This is a genomic window from Rhizobium sp. ERR 942, assembly GCF_007828395.1.
GTDB lineage: Bacteria > Pseudomonadota > Alphaproteobacteria > Rhizobiales > Rhizobiaceae > Rhizobium > Rhizobium dioscoreae.
In genome coordinates this window covers 297,454-314,739 of sequence record NZ_VIUA01000002.1, presented here as the reverse complement: position 1 = coordinate 314,739, position 17,286 = coordinate 297,454, and the positions used below count along the sequence as shown (strand labels likewise).

Below are 17,286 nucleotides of genomic sequence, written 5' to 3'. Positions count from 1 at the left end.
GTTATTTCACCGCGCCGGCCATCAGCCCGCGCATGTAATAGCGTTGCAGAAGCAGAAAGACGATGACGCAGGGGATGGTCATGACGGCGATGCCGGCCTGGACCGCACCCCAGTTGACGGCACCAAGGCGACCGGTCCTGACGGCGATCATCAGCACCGGCAGGGTGAATTTCTCGTTGCTCGACAGGAGCACCAGGGCTGCCAGGAACTCGTTCCAGGCGTTAAGGAAGGCGAAGATCGCAACGGTTGCGACACCCGGCAGCACCAGCGGAAAGAGAACGCGGAAAAGAAGATTCAGATCGCGCGCGCCATCGATGCGCGCCGCCTCCTCGATTTCCTTCGGTACTGCGTCGAAGGCATTGCGCATCATGAAGACCGAAAAGGGAAGCTGCAGCGTCACATAGACGAGCGTCAGCCCGATCAGCGAATTGTTGAGCCCGAGCCTTGCCAGGATGATGAAAAGTGGCGTCAGGATCGACTGGAAGGGGATCATCAGCGTCGCGATGATCAGGATGAAGAGCGCGCCCTTAAAGGGGAAATGATAGCGCGAGAAGCCGTAGCCGGCGAGCAGGCTGACGGTGACGGTCAGAAGCACGGTTGCGACCGAGACGAAGAGCGAGTTCAGCGTATGCTGGATGACCCCGGCGCCGAAGCCATCGAGCGAGCGATAGGCGTCGAAGCTGAAGCCGGTCGTCGGCCATGGCGGCAAGGGTGGAAGGCTGGCTTCGGTTCCATGCCGGAATGACGATAGCAATGCGATCGCGAACGGCGCGAAGAAGAAGATGACGATGACAACGCCGATGCCGTGATAGCCGATGCCATCCAAGAGCTTGCGCCTTGCGCGACGTTCCTTTGCCGTGGTCATGGCTTGTCCTCCCCGACGCGCAGCAGCCAGAGCTGGACGATGCTGATCAGCACCAGGATGACGAGAAGCGCGATCGAGAGCGCTGCGCCATAGCCGAGATTGAAGGACACGAAGGACTGGTTGAAGATGTAGTAGACGACCGAAATCATGCGGTTCTGCGGGCCGCCTGATGTCATGATGTAGAACTGGTCGAAGGCGAGCACCGAGCCCGTGATGGAGATGATCAGCGCGAGCGCGATCGTGCGGCGCATCAGCGGCAGGGTCAGATGCCGGAAGCGCTGCCAGCGCCTCGCGCCATCAATGCGGGCCGCCTCGGTCAGCTCGGAGGGGATCGCCTGCAGGCCGGTCAGCAGGATGATCATGGTAAAGCCGGCGATCTTCCAGACCACCATGACGATGATCGTTGCGAAGGCCATGTCGAAATCGGCAAGCAGGTTCGGCCGCTTGTCGACAAGACCAAGCGCCATTGCCACAGGTGCGAAAAAGCCGGCGTCGACATTGGCAAGCCAGACCCAGAGCAACGAAGCCGTTGCAAGTCCCACGACGACCGGAAGGAAGATGATCGTTCGGTAGAAGCCGACGAACGGCTTGTGCTTTTCGACGAAGAAGGCGAGCGGAAAGGCAACGGCGAAGATCGCGATGGTGACGATGACGGTGTAATAGGCGGTGAAGCGCAATGCTGCCATGAAGCGCATGTCGGAGATCATGCGGACATAGTTTCCAAAGCCAATCCATCGGGGATTGCCGAGCAATGGCCAGTTGTGGAAGCTCATCCAGACGGTAAAGACCACGGGCAGCACGAAGAAGATGATGACGAGCGCCATGGCCGGCGCGATATAGAGAAACCCGTGCCAGCCGGCACGCTTTCGCCGTTTTCGCGGACGCGCGGTTGCGATAGCTCCAGGGCCAGCCATGGAATGCTCCCGATATTGCGATGGAGGGACCGGGGAGTGTCTAAGCTCCCCGGCGTTCATGGGTCGATTATTGTTGGGCGTTGTCGATGATCGACTGCATCTCCGATTGGGCATTGGAGAATGCGCCATCGACATCGCTTCCGAAGATAGCTGCGTTGGTGAAGCCCGCCCAGGGACCGTTGGCGCTGTTGATCAGGTCGTTGAACTGCAGCGTATAGGGCGTCTTGGCGACGGCGATCGCCTTTAGGCCGACCTGCATGCGCGGATCCAGGCCCTGCAGCACCTGGTCGGCGATATCGCCTCGCGTCGGCAGGCTACCGTATTTCGCCATGATCTTCTGTCCCTCAAGCGAATAGGTGTATTCGAGAAACTTTTTCACGGCATCGAGTTTCTTCGTGCCCTTGGAGATGACGAAATTATCGCCGCCGGCAAAAGAGGACGGCTTGCCGTCGACGCCGGGGATCAGGGTCACGCCGAAGTGGATATCGGGATATTGCGTGATCAGCGTGCCGATCGAGAAGGCACCGATGCTCTGCTGGCCGATCTTGCCGTTGCTGATGCTGAGGAAGTTGGCGCCGGTGTCACTTGCGGCACCCGCCGGCACCAGATCCTTCTTGACCATATTGCGGTATATATCGACCGCCTTGCGCATTTGCGGCGTGTCGAGCGTCGCCTTCTTGCCATCTTCCGAGAGAATGTCGGCACCAGCGCCCCAGACAAGCGGCGTAAAGGTGAAGATCATGCAGCCGCCGCAGCCGCCGCCGGAGAAGTAGAAGCCGTAGGTATCGCTGCCGAGCGCGCGGATCTTTTCGGCATTGCTCGTGATCTCGTCCCAGCTGGTCGGCGCCTTTTCAGGGTCGAGGCCCGCCTTTTTGTAGAGATCCTTGTTCCAAGCAAAGACCGACGTCTCGACGGAGAGCGGCAAGCCATAGATGTGGCCGTCATAGGTGCCGAGCTTCACATGCGAGGGCGACAGCGAATTGAAATAGGGCAGGCTCTTGGCCCAGTCCGTCAGATCCTCGAGTTGGCCGGCGGCAGCAAAGGCCGGTGTATAGATGAGGTCCATCGACAGGGCGTCGGGCGCCTGGCCGCCGGCAATGGCGGTCGCATATTTCTGCACGAGTTCGGCAAAAGGCACTTCGGTCAGCGTGACCTTGTCCTCATGGCCGGCATTATAGGCTTCGACGACCTTCTTGAAGGAATCGCCGATACCGCTTCGCACCCACATGGAGATGTTTTCGGCGGATGCGGCGGATGCAAGCATTAGGGATATAAGGCCGGTTGCGGCCAGAAATCGCTTCATCATGTTCTCCTCCCATGGGGCTACTCCCATCAGCCCCTTTTCCTTTAATCAACGACCGGGGCTTCCCCCGCATGATTGCCGCACGATAAGCTCGCAGGGCAAAGTTCTGATGCCAGGTTCGACGCTGCGTCCTTCCGCAAGCGCGAGAACCGTCAGCCCGGCCTCACGGCCAAGGGCTTTAAGATTCATATCGACCGTCGTCAGCGGCGGCCGGGTCTGGGCGGCGACGATCTCCCAATTGTCGAAACCGACCACCGAGACATCCTCCGGCACCCGCACGCCGCGCTCACGAAGCGCATCGACGACTGCACGGGCAATCTGGTCGTTGCCGCAGAAGATCGCATCCGGCTTTGCTCCGGCCACGCTCCAGAGCTTTGCGACGGCCTCGTGTCCCCAGGCCTCGGACCACATGCCGAACATGACCGGCAGTTCGTCTCCGGCGAGGTCGCGATAGGCCTTGGCGCGCTCACGCACTGAAACGAAGCTTTCAGGACCGGTCACATGGGCAATCCGGCGTCGGCCAAGCCCCTGCAACCATTCGACAGCAAGGGCAGCCCCCTGATAGTCATCCGCGCAGAAGGTGACGCTTCCCGGCGCGCCTTCAGTGAAGGCATAAATCACCGGAATCGGCAGATTGGACAGGTCCACCGGCAGGCGGCGGTCGATCCGCTTTCCCGAGGCGATAATGCCATCCACATGCTTGTCCAACATGGCGTCCACATGAACCTTTCCAAGTGCCGGATCGTCCTCGATCGTGCAAAGGAAGACCGAGACGCCGTGATCGACGAGTGCCTCCGTGATGCCGGCCATGACCGGTAGCGTGAAGCGACCGTATGTATCATTTGTCAGAAGACCGATCGTGAACGTGCGATTGCTGAGCAAACCCTTGGCCAAGGCATTCGGACGGAAGCCTATGTCGGCGGCAGCGCGCTTGACCCTCTCGCGGGTCTCGTTGCCCATGCGGCCGGTATTGTTCAAGGCCTTGGATGCCGTTGAAATGCTCACGCCTGCAGCCGCCGCAACGTCATGGATCGTTGCACGTCCGCTTTTCGCACGCTGATTTTCCAGATGTCTTCTCCCAGTCAGTTTTCGTGAGAAAAGCTTTTCTCACGACGAGAGTCAATATGAGAAAAGCTTTTCTCAAAAATTTCTGCACAGGAGAGAAGGAGGCCCGGAAGCTGGATAAGGGCGCAGCGAATTTGCAGGTTACTGCAGAATGTGCGCCATGAAAACGAAGCGGCGGCTGAGACCCTGCGGGTCCCGACCGCCGCTTAAGTTCTAGATCGCTGTCAGCTTTAGCCGATTGTCATCAGGCTGGCATTGCCGCCGGCCGCCGCGGTGTTGATCGACGTCGTTATTTCCTCGAGCAGCCAGTTGAGGCAATAGGTGTCGGGGTTCTTGGCAATGTCCTCGCTCGACGCTGCCTGTGTGAGAACCAGCGGGCCGGGGATAGCCGCGATTGTCTTGATCGCCTGCTGGACGCGTGCAGCATCACCTTCGATGAGAGCGCCGGCAAACGGTCCATCCGCTGTCCAGTCCTTTGTCCAGGAGATGCGGTTTGCGACCTGCGCAGGCAAGCCATGAAGCTCGCCCTGCAGGCCCGATGCAGCATCGATGACGATTGAATTGCCTGTCGCAAGGCCTGCGGCGATTTGGACATGCAGACCAGGTGCTGTCTGCGGAGCGAGCAGAATTCTCCCTCGCGGATGCAGCGCATAGAGGTTCAGCTCGCCAACCGGGCCTTGCAGTTCAGTGTTGAAGCCGAGCGACGACTGGGCGGCGACGACACGAGCCTGTTTGGCCGCATTCCCAGTGCCCTTGCTTTCGAGCCAGGCGATGAACTGCTGTGCAGCCGGATCGGCCTGCACGGAGGCATTGCGCAGCGGTTCGGTCGGGGAGGCGACCAGACGGCGCAGGTACATTGGGCCGCCGGCTTTCGGCCCCGTGCCGGAAAGGCCACGTCCACCAAAGGGCTGGACGCCGACGACAGCGCCGATGGTATTGCGGTTGACGTAGAGATTGCCGGCGCGGACGCGCTCGGTGACATGGGCGATCGTATCGTCAAGCCGGGTGTGCAGGCCGAAGGTCAAGCCGTAGCCGGAGGCATTGATATCGGCGATCAGCTTGTCCAGGTTCTTGCGTTGATAGCGTATAATATGAAGAACGGGACCAAAGACTTCCCGTTTCAGATCGCTCAGCTTCTTCAGCTCGATGATGGTGGGAGCAACGAAGGTGCCCTTGGCGGCGCTTTCGGGAAGGTCGAGCTGTTCGACATTGCAGCCAAGCTTGCGCATGCGTTCGATATGCTCGTCGATGCGGCGCTTGGCGTTGTCATCGATGACGGGGCCGATATCGACGGCGAGCCGATCGGTCCTGCCGACCGAGAGTTCGCGAAGAGCGCCGCGCAGCATGGTCAGCGTGCGATCGGCGACTTCCTCCTGCAGGCAGAGGATGCGCAGGGCCGAGCAGCGCTGGCCGGCGCTGTCGAAGGCCGAGGCGATGACATCGCCGACGACCTGTTCGGCAAGGGCCGAGGAGTCGACGATCATGCCGTTCTGCCCGCCGGTTTCGGCAATTAACGGAATCGGTTTGCCGAATTTGGAAAGCCGTTCGGCCAGCTGAGCCTGGATCAGGCGGGCAACTTCCGTGGAACCGGTGAACATGACGCCGGCGGTTTCCGAAGCGTCGACGAGGGCGGCACCCATTTGCCCCCCGCCCGGGACAAATTGCAGAACATCGCGCGGAATGCCGGCCTCATGCAGGATGCGGACGCCTTGGGCTGCGATCAGCGGTGTATTGCCGGCCGGCTTCGCGACGACGGGATTGCCCGCGACCAAAGCGGCCGCGATCTGGCCGGTAAAGATCGCTAGCGGGAAGTTCCATGGGCTGATGCAGACGACGGGGCCGAGGGGCACGCTCTCCGGCTTTAGCACCTGGCGTGCCTGAGCGGCGTAATAGCGGAGGAAATCGATCGCTTCCCGGATTTCGCCAACGGCATTTGCGGCCGATTTGCCGGCTTCGCGGATGGTCAGACCGACGAGAACAAGCATCTCGCCCTGCATGAGATCGGCGGCGCGCTCAAGAATGGCGGCTCGCTCAGCTGGGCTCACAGCAGCCCAACGCTCCGCTGCGGCGGCGGCAAGCCGCATGACGTCGGGACCATCCTGCGGCTCGAGCTCGGTGACATGGCCGACGACATCGCCATGATCGGCGGGATTGAGGACGGCGCGAGCCACGCCGCGTTCGGAGGCGTCTGCGAGAAGCGGCTTGGCGATCCAGTCCCTGGCTGCCGAGGCTTGCAGCTGCGCGGAGAGATCGGTTAGCGCCGCTTCATTCGACAGATCGACGCCGGCGGAATTCCGTCGCGCGCTACCGAACAGATCGGCCGGGAGAACGATCTTGTCGTGCTGTGCGCCGACCACGGTCATGCCGCGCACGATCTCGACGGGATCGGCAATCAGCTCGGAAACGGGCACGGCTGGGTCGGCGATCTTGTTGACGAAGGAGGAATTGGCGCCGTTCTCGAGCAGGCGGCGGACGAGATAGGCAAGCAGCGTCTCATGTGTGCCGACCGGCGCGTAGATCCGGCAGGGGCGATTGAGATTTTCGGCGCCGACCACCTCTTCGTAGAGCGGCTCGCCCATGCCGTGCAGGCACTGGAACTCGTATTTGCCGATAGCAAAGTCGTCCCCGGCCATATGGTAGATGGTCGCCAGGCTTTGGGCGTTGTGGGTGGCAAATTGCGGGAACACTACGTCGGTCGCGGCCAGGAGCTTCTTGGCGCAGGCGATGTAGGAGACGTCTGTATAGATCTTGCGTGTATAGACCGGAAAGCCTTCCAGGCCGTCGAGCTGCGCGCGCTTGATCTCCGCGTCCCAATAGGCGCCCTTGACGAGGCGAACCATCAGGCGATGTCCGGAGCGGCGGGCAAGATCGATGATGAAATCGAGGACGAAGGGGCAGCGCTTGCCGTATGCCTGCACGACGAAGCCAATACCATCCCAGCCGGCGAGGGCCGGATCGAGGCACAGTTCTTCCAGAAGGTCGAGCGAGAGTTCGAGACGGTCTGCCTCTTCGGCATCGATGTTCAGGCCGATATTGTAGCCCTTGGCAAGCAGCGCCAACGCCTTCACCTTCGGCAGAAGTTCGCCCATCACCCTGTCTGCCTGCGAGCGCGAATAGCGCGGGTGCAGCGCGGAGAGCTTGATGGAGATACCGGGGCCTTCATAGATGCCGCGGCCAGCCGAGGCCTTGCCAATCGCATGGATGGCGTTTTCGTAGTCGCGATAGTAGCGCTCGGCATCGGCATGCGTCGTCGCGGCTTCGCCAAGCATGTCGTAGGAATAGCGGAAGCCCTTTGCTTCGAGCGCGCGGGCACGCTTCAATGCTTCGTCGATCGTCTCGCCAGTGACGAATTGTTCGCCCATCATGCGCATGGCCATATCGACGCCGCGGCGGATGACGGGCTCGCCGGCGCGGGCGATCAACTTTGTCAGTGCGGCGGAAAGCCCGCCTTCGTTGACTGTCGATGTCAGCTTACCGGTGACGACCAGCCCCCAGGTCGCGGCATTGACGAACATCGAGCGGCCGCCACCGATATGCGACTTCCAGTCGCCGCCAGCGATCTTATCACGGATCAGCGCATCGCGCGTCGCCGTGTCGGGAATGCGCAACAGCGCCTCGGCAAGGCACATCAGCGCGACGCCTTCCTGGCTAGAAAGGGAGTATTCCTGCACCAGCCCCTCGACGCCGTCTCCCTTGTGTTTGGCGCGCAGCGCTTCGATCAGTTTCCTGGCCGTCTTCTTTGCCGCTTCGCGCGTTGTGTCCGGCAAGGTCGCCGCTTCGACGAGGAACGGCAGGCATTCGGTCTCGGAGCGTCTGTAGGCGGCAGTGATTGCCTGGCGAAGCGGGCTCTGCTCGCGAATGGGCGGTGCGAAATGGGAAAATGGGGCAGCGTCTGGAGCTGGTTCTTCAGTTGAGAGCTTGGCAGAGACAGTCATGATAACCTCAAGGTGCAAGGGGCCTAATGGTTTGAGCTGGGGTCAGCGATATTGCCACGCCCAGCTGTCCCATTGCTTCGACGAGAACATACTTCATTGCAGGAAAGCGTTCCGCCTTGAAACTGCGGCTTTCCAGTCATATTGAACTTCAATAGCGCTTGTTTCAAATAGGAATGCCTGCGAAAATGACCAAATCCAGTGAAATTGACCAGTTCGACCAAAAGATCCTCGACGCCTTGGTCGAGGATGGTCGCATGTCGATCACGGAGCTTTCAGAGCGGGTCGGTCTTTCCAAGACTCCCTGCCAGGCACGGCTCAAGAAGCTGATCGATTCCGGCTATATCGACGGCTTCAAGGCCATCCTCAATCCGATCAAGCTTGGCCTTGATCACGTCGCCTTTGCCGAAGTGAAACTCACGGATACCCGTGAGGAGGCTTTGCTGAGCTTCAACAATGCCATCAAGAAAATCAAGGAAATCGAAGAGTGCCACATGATCGCTGGCCGCTTCGATTATCTCCTGAAGGTCCGGACGTCCGACATTCGCCGCTACCGCATTGTTCTCGGCGAAAAAATTTCCAGCCTGCCCTTCGTGGCAAGCACGTCGACCAATGTGGTGATGCAATCTGTCAAGGAAAACTGGTCGTAATTCCGCTTCCTGCTCCATCAGCCGGGCGAGGGGTCGCCGCTCTATTCATCTTGCCGGCTAAACAATGACCTAGATTTCGCCATTCGAATCGGATCATTGCAAGGCGCTAAAATAAGTAGGATGGAGTAGGCATGGAGACCAGTGCAGGCGACCGAGACCTTATCGAGGTCATGAAGCGGTACTTTGCGGTGAAGGCAGAAGTCGAGGAAATAAAGCTCCGCCTGGAGGCGGCAAGGCGGGAAAGCGGCGAAGAGATCGACGCATTCTATAATCCGCGCACCAACGCGAACCACGCCGCCGACATCATTCGTTCTCATGCTCTCAAGCAGGAAATGGTACGTCTGATGGATTGGGCCGAAGGCTGGGGGCGGCAGAGCCTCACGCCGGATGTGGCCTGACGGTCGCATAAGGACCGCCAGGCTTCGATCGTGAAATCAGGTCGTTCAGCTATCCGATTTCAGCTTGCCCGCCGTGGCCCAGGATTCTTTCGATATCTCTGTGACGATGATTTCCACCGATTCCGGCGGGCAAGCGAGGGTTTCCACAGCGGCTTTGGTCGCCTCGCGAACGAAAGCGCGCTTCTGGTCTTGTGTGCGGCCGGGATGCATTTCCAAGCGCAGGATGGGCATGGTAACTCCTTGATAGATCATTGAATAGGTTCTGCCTGATGTCAGGCACCGCGGACTATCTTGCAAAACCAACTGGCGATAAATACGCTCCTATTTGCTTCATTCCGAACCTATAGGTATGCAATCATGGACAAGTTGGCCGGCATGGCGATGTTCGTCAGAGTGGTCGAGCATGGCAGCTTTGCTGCCGCTGCCGACATAAGCCGGGTGTCGCCAGCCATGGTCGCCAAGCATATCAGGACGATCGAACAGCGGCTTGGCGCACGCCTGCTTCACCGCACGACGCGCCGTCATCAGCTGACCGAGGTCGGCAGGCTCTATTACGAGCGCTGCAAGACGGTGCTGGCGGAGGTGGAGCTAGCCGAGCAATCGGCCTCCGAACTGCAATCGGCGCCGCGCGGGCGCCTGCGGCTCGTCGCACCCGTCAGTTTCGGGACGCAAAGCCTCGTGCCGGCACTCGTCGACTATCTGCATGAGAATCTGGAGGTCAGCGTCGATCTGGCGCTCGACAATAATCCGCATGATCTGATCGGCGAAGGCTACGAACTCGGCATCCATATCGGCGATCTGACGGACACCAATCTCGTGGCGCGTCCGTTAAAACCCTATCGGCGTGTTCTCGCAGCATCGCCGGATTATCTGGATCGCCGTGGCAGGCCGCAAAGCCCTGAGGACCTTGCCAATCATATGTGTCTCGGCCATTCCTACTGGCGTCTACAGGGGCGCTGGCATCTCGTCGGCCCGGATGGGGAAACGCGCGAGATCGCCATCAAGGGCAGGTTCACCACCAATCAGGGCGGTGCTCTGCGCGTTGCCGCTCTGCATGGAGCCGGCATTGTGCTGCAGCCGGAACTGCTTCTGGCGGCCGATCTTGATGCAGGCCGGCTTGAGCCGGTTCTGCCCCTCTGGTCGTACCAGCCGACACCCATGCACCTTGTCTATGCACCGGACCGGCGCCCGACGGCCATGCTGCGCAGCGTTATCGATTTTCTCGTCGCTCGCTTCGGTTGACATTTTCACCTCTTTCATCCGCCACGGATCCATGATCAAATCTGATCATCGGGGGCAAGTGAGGGACGCGTGGCCAAGATTACGTTGAAGGATGTGGCGGCGGCCGCGGGTGTGGGAGCAGCCACCGTCGAGCGTGCACTCAACGGCCGCGGCAATGTGTTGCCGGAGACGGCGGAAAAGGTATTCATCGCCGCAAGGCGGCTCGGCTACCGTATGCCGCTCGCCGGCACTAGGCATGGTCTGGTGCGCATCGAAGTCGTGCTGCTCCGGCCTGAGACCTATTTCTATTCAAGGCTCAATCGCGCATTCGAGCGCATCGCCGCGTTGCTCGACAAGGATATCCAGATCCAGCGGACTTTCGCCAGGGAAGACGATCCTGCCGATTTTTCGCGCCATATCGCCAATCCGCAAGCGCGGCGTTCCGCCTTGATCGTCGTCGCGCCCGATCATCCCGATGTGGTCGGCAGCATCCGCAAGGCTGCCAGCGGCGGCATTCCTGTCGTGCAGATCATGACGCGGCCAGCGCTGGAGCTGCCATACGTCGGCATCGACAACGAAGCTGCCGGGCGCGCCGCTGCCTTCTATATGGCGCGCATGCAGGCTGGCATCTCAGGCACTTTCGTCGCGCTCTGCCACAGTGGTGCTTACGAGAACCACAAGGCACGTATTCGCGGTTTTTCCAGCTATCTGCTTGATCACGCAAACCCATCGCATCGCTTCGTCGAAGTCATGTTCGATGAGGATGATGAAATGAAAACGATCGAGCTGCTGACGAGTGCCTTCGCCCGATATCCCGACATTGCCGGCCTTTATAGCGCCGGCGGCGACAATGCAGCGATCGCGACGGTTCTGCGCCGGTATCGCCAGCAGCCGGTCTTCTGGGTCGGGCATGAATTGTCCGATGCGACGCGCGGCTATCTGAAGGAGGGGTTGATGACGATCGTTCTCGATCAGGCTCCGGAGGTTCAGGCTCGGCGTGCCATCGATCTGACACTGAAGCGGCTGGGCCTGATTGATACCGACGTGGATCTCGAAACGGTGCGGTTTCTAACTATTACTCCTGAAAGCCTCTGAAGATATTGGTGCGTCGGCTCAGATATCTCGCGCCAACCGGCGCTTGTTGGCTTTAAACCGCATAGGCCCCTAGGGGAGCGGAGTCTTGATTTTTCAAGCCTGTAGAATTAAGTATATCCCAATTGCATATCCCAAAATCAGGAGCCGAACATGACGAGTTCGACTGTATTCACCAGCAATCGAAGCCAGGCTGTGCGTCTGCCCAAGGCCGTAGCATTCCCTGAGGACGTACATCAGGTCGATATCCTGAAGATCGGTCGCAGCCGCGTGATCGTGCCGCAAGGTAAACGATGGGATGATCTCTTCCTTCATGGCCCCCGTATCAGTGACGACTTTCTGGACGAGCGTGAACAGCCAGCGGTGGAAGAACGCGAGTCCTTCTGATGCTGACCTATATGCTCGATACGAATATTTGCATTTATGTGATGAAGACCTATCCGCCTGCCGTGAGGGAAAAATTCAACGCGCTGGCGGAGCAGCTTTGCATATCGAGCATAACGCTTGGCGAGTTGTACTATGGTGCGGAGAAGTCGACTCGGCGCGTGGAAAACTTGACTGCCGTCGAGCATTTCGTGGCTCGGCTGGAGGTTCTGTCGTTCGGCGACAAGGCGGCTGCACATTACGGACAAGTGCGAGCCGAGTTGGAGCGCGCAGGGACCCCATGTGGCCCGCATGACATGCAGATCGGCGCACATGCCCGCAGCGAGGGGCTGATTGTGGTGACGAACAACATGAAGGAATTCATCCGCATACCCGGCATTCGGGTGGAAAACTGGGTCTAGCGGTCGTGATCGTTGGCGTCGGGCGCGAGTCGTCCAACTTGGCGCCTAAGCGATTGCGGCGCTGGCAGCAATCAGCCAGTCGCGAAACGTTTCCGCATCGTCGGAAAGATGGTCGGCTTCGATCAGCCAATAGGACTTATCGGTATCCAACGCCGTATCGAACAGGGCAACCAGCGTTCCATTGCCCAATTCTTCTGCAATCAAGGCCGTTGGGCAGAGGCCCACACCTTGCCCGCCGATGACGGATCCGATCATCAAGCCGAAATCGGCAAAGATCGGTCCGGGTTTAGGAGGCTGGTGGATGCCTTCAAGGGTGAACCAGCGTGTCCAGGCGGCCGTCGTTTCATCGTGCAGGAGGTCGACATTAAGGAGATCGGCTGGCGTCCTGATCGGTCCGTGACGGCGCTCATATTCCCTCGAACAGGTTGGCCGCGTTTCGGCGGGCAATAGGGAAACCGCGTTGACCGCTGGCCTTGGTCCATGGCGGATCAACAGATCGGCGTTTGCCGCCTCCGGCGTCCTCGCATCGAGCGCGTAGACGATATTGACCTGAATTTCAGGGTATTCCTTCTTGAATGCCTGCAATCGCGGTATCAGCCAGCGCGTGGCGACAGAAGCAATACAGGCCACGCTGACCGGCCGATTGTTGCCGGCAAGCCGCAGCTGCCGGGCGGCGATGTCGATATGTCCGAGACCGTTTGCCACCGCTGCCCCGAAACTGCGGCCGGCCATGGTTGCCATTACGCCGCGGGCATGGCGCGTAAACAGCTTGACGCCGAGCCATTCCTCCAGGGCGCGCACATGTTGGCTGACACCCGCGGCCGTGAGATTGAGTTCAGCCGCCGCCTTGGCAAAACTCTCATGGCGAACGGCTGCCTCGAAGGCGCGAAGGGAGGCAAGCGGGACATGTTGCATCGGATAAGGCTAAGTAAAACTTGGTCAAAGCGCAAGGATAATCGATGTTGCGCGGGCGCCTTGTATTCGTAGAGTGATGCCAAAACGAATGTCTTCCTGTCAGATCGGTGAGGAATGTGAAGTCGCCATGAACAGTATTTTCGATACGCCCGCTCCCGCCGATGCAGCCGAGCGGCGCGACAAGCCTCCTGTCATCGTCTATCCGAACGGCACGCTGCCGCCTGCCGATATGGATGTGCTGCGATCGGCGCGGCAAACCATGACCAAGATGGCCGAAATCGTCGTCCCCCCGCGCGAGGGCGGCAGTTTTCGCGTGCCGAAGGGACATTTCTTTCGGATCGTCAGCGTGGAGGGAGCGCAGGTCGGCGATCTCAATCTGTGGAATGCCGCCGATCTTTCCGAGCGTTTCTTCAGCGGCAAGACGCGAGCGTTGCATGCCACCCATGTCGGTCTCGGCGATCGCCTGTGGAGCACGTTGCCCTATCTGCGCCCCATGGCGACGATCACGCATGATACGCTTGGCTGGTATGGCTGGGACGCGGACGGGGCAGGCGTTCATGACGTCATCGGCACGCGCTGCGATCCCTATACGAACCGGCTGCTGAAGGGCGACGACTATCACCATTGCTGCCATTCGAACCTGTCACGCGCGCTCGCCAAGGAAATGAACATCTCTGTCCAGGAGGCGGAGTTTCACGTTCACGACGTGCTGAATGTCTTCATGTGTACGGGCTTTACGCGTGACACCCATCAGTATTTCATGAAGGCAAGCCCGGTGCGGCCGGGCGACTTCATCGAGTTCTTCGCGGAGATCGATCTTGTCGGCGCGCTTTCAGCATGCCCTGGCGGTGACTGCGGCAGCGAACATTCGAGCGATACGGTGCCCTGCTATCCATTGCTGGTCGAAATCTGGCGACCCGAACCTGAAAGCCTTGCTGGGCGAATATACCCGGAGCGTAACCCCTATCCGAGGACGCACGGCCTATAATTCGCCAGCCTCAAATAGTTTTTGCCGGCGGTTTTGGCCGCCGGCAAACCCAAATCATCCATGAAACGATGCATCCATTCAGGGCAGATGCATCGCTTATCGCTTAGTTACAAACGCGAATGCGCTCGTAGTGCCAGCCATAGTCATACTCGTTCTGGACGCGGCGATCCTCGTACCAGCATCTCGGCGGCGGGGGGGCGACTTCGTAAACCGGGCCTCTATTGGCAAGGGCGCCGCCGACAATCAGTCCGCCGAGAAGACCGGCAGCAACACCGCCGGCGATCGCGCCGCCATTGCCATGGTGGTGATGGCGACGCCAATCATCATGGCCGCGCCAGTCACCGCGATAGCCGTCGTAATACTGCGCCTGTGCGCTGCTGACGGGCGCCAATGCGCCGCCTACGACCGTAGCGGCCAGCAAAACCGTAAGAACCGTCTTCTTTATCATGACCACCTCCAAAGCAGTCTTTGTGCTCAGCGAATGCGCGAGTCATCTAATTAACGTCTTCAGCATGATTATGTTCAGCTGAATATTCAATGAATGGCCCGTTCATCGGGCAAAGCGGCTGAAAATAATCCCTCCCACGGGCTCTGAGGCGCGAACTTGTCAATTTAGAGGCAGCCGCCGCGTCGCGTTCAGCCATTCGAGCGTCCGCGATTCGGGGTCTGGATTGCGAGTAATATCTGTCACGACTGCCGCGACATCGGCGCCGTGCTCAAATACGCCCGCAAGACGCTCGACCGTCAGGCCCCCGATTGCGACAAGCGGCCGATCGCCGATGCGAGCCTTCCACTCGCCGATCCGCTCAAGGCCCTGGGGCGCCCAGGGCATGGCCTTGAGGACGGTCGGATAGATCGGTCCAAGCGCTATATAATCGGGTTCGGCAGCAAGTGCCGTCTCCAATTCCGCCTCATCATGCGTCGAAAGCCCCAGCTTCAATCCGGCATTCCGTATGGCGGAGAGATCGGCGTAAGCGAGATCCTCCTGGCCGAGATGGATGAAATCGCAGCGCTCCTCGGTCGCGAGCTGCCAATAATCATTGATGATCAGCTGGCATCCATGCGCGGCACAGATTGCCTTCGATTGGCGAATTTCCGCGCGAACGTCGGAGGTTGGGCGATCCTTGATGCGCAACTGCACCAGTCTGATGCCGAGCGGCACCAGCCTCTGTATCCAGGCGGCGCTATCGACAATGAGGTAGAACGGATCAAGCTTCATGAGAACACCGCCTTGCCGATGACGGGTGTCGATGGCACGGCCATGTCGCGCGGCTCCAGCATCCCGGCGCCAAATGCCTGCCTGCCGGCATCGATTGCCTTGGCGAAGGCTTCCGCCATCCCTGCCGGGTCACCGGCGCCGGCAACGGCCGTGTTCAGGAGCACGGCATCGAAGCCGAGTTCCATGACGGTCGCCGCATGCGACGGCCTGCCAATGCCGGCGTCCACGATCAGCGATACCTCGGGAAAATGTGCCCGCATCGAGCGCAGGGCGGAGAGGTTGAGCGGTCCCGCCGCCGTTCCGATTGGCGCGCACCAGGGCATCAGCACCTTGCATCCGGCTTCCAGCAGCCGCTCGGCGACGACAAGATCGTCCGTCGTATAGGGAAAGACCTCGAATCCCTCGGCGGCGAGGATTTTTGCCGCTTCCACCAGCGCGAAGACGTCGGGCTGCAGCGTATCGTGGTTGCCGATCACCTCGAGCTTGATCCAGTTGGTCCGAAACACTTCGCGTGCCATTTTCGCGGTCAGGACCGCCTCGGATACGCCGTGGCAGCCGGCGGTATTGGGAAGGACGCGAACGCCGAGTTCGCGAATCATCTCGAAGAATGCACCGCCATTGCGCCCGCCTGCCGTTTCCCTGCGCAGCGACACGGTGACGATCCCGGTTTGCGAACGTTTGGCGGCTTCCGCCAGTACGGCCGGGGAGGGGTAGCGCGCCGTACCGAGAAGAAGGCGCGATGCGAGTTGGGTTCCGTAGAGTTCAAGCATGATCAGCCTCCCTGCATTGGTGTCAGGATTTCGATCCTGTCGTCGTCGGTTAGGGTATAGTCATCGCGCTCGTCGCTATGGACGAGCTCGCCGTTGACGGCGGTTGCCAGCCATTCCCCCTCATATTCGAGCGCAGTGAGAAGCTGCGAGAGCGTGGTTGCTTCGATAATCTGGGTTTCGCCGTTGATGATCAGGCGCATTGGCGACTCCTTTCGTTGTGTCCGGAAAAGACGAGATCGGCGGCTTTCTCGGCCATCGCCGGTGCCAGCAAGAAGCCGTGACGATAGAGGCCGTTGACGAATACCGTCCCTTCCTCGCGCGTTACGCGGGGAAGATTGTCAGGAAAGGCAGGTCGGATGCCGGCGTCTGTTTCGATCACGGCGGCTTCGGCAAAGGCCGGGTGCAGCGCATAGGCTGCATTCAGGAGTTCCATCAGCGAACGGGCGCTGATCGGCCCTTTGAAATCGGTCTCGATCATCGTCGCGCCGACCATGAACAGGCCGTTGCCGCGCGGCACGATATAGACGGGAAAACGCGGATGCAGCAGGCGGACGGGGCGCGAAACCGAGATCTCGTCGCTTTGCAGATAGAGCATTTCGCCGCGCACGCCGCGCAAATCGCGGATGCGGCCGATGCTGGCAGCCCCCGTGCAGTCGACGATGTCGGAGAAGCTATCGTCATCCAGGTGTCCGTCGACAAAGGTGACGCCTTTTGCAGATAGATCGTCCTTCAATGATCGCAGGATCTCGCGGGGATCGAGATGCGCCTCCTGCGGAAAGAACAGGCCCAGGCGGAACCGGCCGGCAAGCGAAGGCTCAAGGGCGGCGATTTCGTCTTCGCCCACCCAGCGATGGCCTGTCGTGCGGCTGGCGAATCGCTTCAGCTCGTTTTGATCGCGGTTCGGCGCGACGACGAGCGTTCCGTTCCGGACGACCTTGCCCGGCAGAATCGCGTCCCATCGATCGGCGGAATCACCCCCGCGCTCCAGCACAGCCTCATCGGCACTTTCCCGCTCGCACCATGGCGCCAGCATGCCGCCAGCGAGCCAGGAGGCTGCGCGATGAAAATTCCGGCTTGGATCCGAGATCGTGACCTCTGCTCCGCGCCGGATCAGCTCGTGAGCGACCGTGAGGCCGGCAACGCCGGCCCCTTTGATGAGGATGCGCATC

At 60.2% G+C, this 17,286-nt stretch carries 19 protein-coding genes; 7 read left to right on the top strand and 12 right to left on the bottom strand.

Annotated features, from left to right (window positions below):
* Window position 1: 1 nt before the first annotated feature.
* The 5 genes from FBZ97_RS08375 to putA all read right to left on the bottom strand — a co-directional run bounded on the left by FBZ97_RS08375 (window position 2) and on the right by putA (window position 8,082).
* Window positions 2–865 (bottom strand): carbohydrate ABC transporter permease, encoded by an 864-nt coding sequence (locus FBZ97_RS08375; protein WP_145318271.1) that lies wholly within the window; start codon window positions 863–865, stop codon window positions 2–4.
* Entirely contained in the window at window positions 862–1,779 is a 918-nt protein-coding gene (locus tag FBZ97_RS08370; protein WP_145318268.1) for a sugar ABC transporter permease, read from the bottom strand. Before FBZ97_RS08370 ends, FBZ97_RS08375 begins: the two co-directional genes overlap by 4 nt.
* 67 nt (window positions 1,780–1,846) lie before the next feature.
* Window positions 1,847–3,085, bottom strand: coding sequence for a sugar ABC transporter substrate-binding protein (locus tag FBZ97_RS08365; RefSeq protein ID WP_113354414.1), 1,239 nt, complete (start codon window positions 3,083–3,085; stop codon window positions 1,847–1,849).
* 45 nt (window positions 3,086–3,130) lie between these two features.
* The gene (locus FBZ97_RS08360; RefSeq protein WP_145318265.1) at window positions 3,131–4,150 is read right to left on the bottom strand and encodes a LacI family DNA-binding transcriptional regulator; all 1,020 of its coding nucleotides are present in this window, start codon (window positions 4,148–4,150) and stop codon (window positions 3,131–3,133) included.
* Between the two features lie 227 nt (window positions 4,151–4,377).
* Window positions 4,378–8,082 (bottom strand): trifunctional transcriptional regulator/proline dehydrogenase/L-glutamate gamma-semialdehyde dehydrogenase, encoded by a 3,705-nt coding sequence (gene putA / locus FBZ97_RS08355; RefSeq protein ID WP_145318262.1) that lies wholly within the window; start codon window positions 8,080–8,082, stop codon window positions 4,378–4,380.
* Window positions 8,083–8,267: 185 nt separating this feature from the next.
* Here putA and FBZ97_RS08350 point away from each other — a divergent pair, with 185 nt between their 5' ends.
* The gene (locus tag FBZ97_RS08350; protein WP_015342703.1) at window positions 8,268–8,729 is read left to right on the top strand and encodes an Lrp/AsnC ligand binding domain-containing protein; all 462 of its coding nucleotides are present in this window, start codon (window positions 8,268–8,270) and stop codon (window positions 8,727–8,729) included.
* A 131-nt stretch (window positions 8,730–8,860) separates the two neighbouring features.
* Window positions 8,861–9,127 carry a hypothetical protein gene (locus FBZ97_RS08345; RefSeq protein ID WP_113354417.1) on the top strand — a complete coding sequence of 89 codons (267 nt, stop codon included), beginning with the start codon at window positions 8,861–8,863 and terminating at the stop codon, window positions 9,125–9,127.
* 45 nt (window positions 9,128–9,172) lie between these two features.
* Here FBZ97_RS08345 and FBZ97_RS08340 read toward each other — a convergent pair whose 3' ends face one another.
* Complete coding sequence (locus FBZ97_RS08340) at window positions 9,173–9,424, bottom strand: 4-oxalocrotonate tautomerase (RefSeq protein WP_113333311.1); 252 nt, start codon at window positions 9,422–9,424, stop codon at window positions 9,173–9,175.
* Window positions 9,425–9,484: 60 nt separating this feature from the next.
* Here FBZ97_RS08340 and FBZ97_RS08335 point away from each other — a divergent pair, with 60 nt between their 5' ends.
* The 4 genes from FBZ97_RS08335 to FBZ97_RS08320 all read left to right on the top strand — a co-directional run bounded on the left by FBZ97_RS08335 (window position 9,485) and on the right by FBZ97_RS08320 (window position 12,225).
* Complete coding sequence (locus tag FBZ97_RS08335; RefSeq protein WP_145318259.1) at window positions 9,485–10,369, top strand: LysR family transcriptional regulator; 885 nt, start codon at window positions 9,485–9,487, stop codon at window positions 10,367–10,369.
* A gap of 69 nt (window positions 10,370–10,438) precedes the next feature.
* Window positions 10,439–11,443 carry a LacI family DNA-binding transcriptional regulator gene (locus FBZ97_RS08330; RefSeq protein ID WP_145318256.1) on the top strand — a complete coding sequence of 335 codons (1,005 nt, stop codon included), beginning with the start codon at window positions 10,439–10,441 and terminating at the stop codon, window positions 11,441–11,443.
* A gap of 150 nt (window positions 11,444–11,593) precedes the next feature.
* Window positions 11,594–11,827 carry a type II toxin-antitoxin system VapB family antitoxin gene (gene vapB / locus FBZ97_RS08325; protein ID WP_145318253.1) on the top strand — a complete coding sequence of 78 codons (234 nt, stop codon included), beginning with the start codon at window positions 11,594–11,596 and terminating at the stop codon, window positions 11,825–11,827.
* Window positions 11,827–12,225 (top strand): type II toxin-antitoxin system VapC family toxin, encoded by a 399-nt coding sequence (locus tag FBZ97_RS08320; RefSeq protein WP_113333235.1) that lies wholly within the window; start codon window positions 11,827–11,829, stop codon window positions 12,223–12,225. Before vapB ends, FBZ97_RS08320 begins: the two co-directional genes overlap by 1 nt.
* A gap of 45 nt (window positions 12,226–12,270) precedes the next feature.
* Here FBZ97_RS08320 and FBZ97_RS08315 read toward each other — a convergent pair whose 3' ends face one another.
* Window positions 12,271–13,140, bottom strand: coding sequence for a LysR substrate-binding domain-containing protein (locus tag FBZ97_RS08315; RefSeq protein WP_145318250.1), 870 nt, complete (start codon window positions 13,138–13,140; stop codon window positions 12,271–12,273).
* 127 nt (window positions 13,141–13,267) lie between these two features.
* On the opposite strand from FBZ97_RS08315, the gene FBZ97_RS08310 reads away from it, so the two are divergent.
* Entirely contained in the window at window positions 13,268–14,128 is an 861-nt protein-coding gene (locus FBZ97_RS08310) for a DUF1989 domain-containing protein (protein ID WP_145318247.1), read from the top strand.
* Between the two features lie 103 nt (window positions 14,129–14,231).
* On the opposite strand, the gene FBZ97_RS08305 is transcribed toward FBZ97_RS08310, so the two are convergent.
* From FBZ97_RS08305 to thiO, 5 genes are all read right to left on the bottom strand, one after another.
* On the bottom strand, window positions 14,232–14,576 hold the full coding sequence (locus FBZ97_RS08305; protein ID WP_113333237.1) for a hypothetical protein: 345 nt from the start codon (window positions 14,574–14,576) through the stop codon (window positions 14,232–14,234).
* Window positions 14,577–14,735: 159 nt separating this feature from the next.
* Window positions 14,736–15,347 (bottom strand): thiamine phosphate synthase, encoded by a 612-nt coding sequence (locus FBZ97_RS08300; RefSeq protein ID WP_145318244.1) that lies wholly within the window; start codon window positions 15,345–15,347, stop codon window positions 14,736–14,738.
* Window positions 15,344–16,117 carry a thiazole synthase gene (locus FBZ97_RS08295; protein ID WP_145318241.1) on the bottom strand — a complete coding sequence of 258 codons (774 nt, stop codon included), beginning with the start codon at window positions 16,115–16,117 and terminating at the stop codon, window positions 15,344–15,346. The genes FBZ97_RS08300 and FBZ97_RS08295 overlap by 4 nt, the downstream gene beginning before the upstream one ends.
* A gap of 2 nt (window positions 16,118–16,119) precedes the next feature.
* Window positions 16,120–16,317 (bottom strand): sulfur carrier protein ThiS, encoded by a 198-nt coding sequence (gene thiS / locus FBZ97_RS08290; protein ID WP_145318238.1) that lies wholly within the window; start codon window positions 16,315–16,317, stop codon window positions 16,120–16,122.
* Entirely contained in the window at window positions 16,308–17,285 is a 978-nt protein-coding gene (thiO, locus tag FBZ97_RS08285; RefSeq protein WP_145318235.1) for a glycine oxidase ThiO, read from the bottom strand. The genes thiS and thiO overlap by 10 nt, the downstream gene beginning before the upstream one ends.
* Window position 17,286 lies beyond the last annotated feature (1 nt).